The 556-nt window shown below is 30.0% G+C and carries 1 protein-coding gene; it reads left to right on the forward strand.

Annotated elements, in window-relative coordinates:
- The coding region (locus EPJ72_RS13150) for a hypothetical protein (RefSeq protein WP_158636911.1) at positions 1 to 228 on the forward strand (228 nt) is incomplete at its 5' end.
- Positions 229 to 556: the final 328 nt, after the last annotated feature.

Raw genomic sequence — 556 nt, forward strand, 5'->3', positions numbered from 1 at the left:
ATAGGTGTTACAGCTATAGAGAATGTACTAAAAAGAAATAATCTTTGGAGATACAAAATAAAAAAGAAAAAGAAGCGATATGATAAACGAAAATTTGTCTCTAAAATACAAAAAGAAGGCAAAATAGTTCAAATAGACACCGCCTTGCGTACCTTCGGTAAAATATATCAAATTAGGCAGAAAAACAGTTTATCAATTCACTGCTGTCGATTTAGCTACACGCTATAGTTGGAGGCAAATCTATGAGGATAAAACACCTTATAGTGCTTTATCTTTCTTAAAATATGTATTTAAAACTTCACCTTTTAGGATACAAGCTATACAAACAGACAATGGTATAGAATATACTTATCGCTGTATCAATACCTCTAAAATCAATATTTTTGATGAATACTGCTTGAAAAATAAATTAGAGAGAAGATATATTCCTGTAGCAACACCAAGATACAATGGCGTAGTAGAAAGAGTACACGGCATAGACGAAAGAGAATTGTATACACTTGAATAAAAATATCACAGTAGAATTATTGAGAGAAAAATTAAAAGAATATACACA

It is taken from the genome of Brachyspira pilosicoli, from assembly GCF_008016535.1.
Lineage (GTDB): Bacteria > Spirochaetota > Brachyspiria > Brachyspirales > Brachyspiraceae > Brachyspira > Brachyspira pilosicoli_A.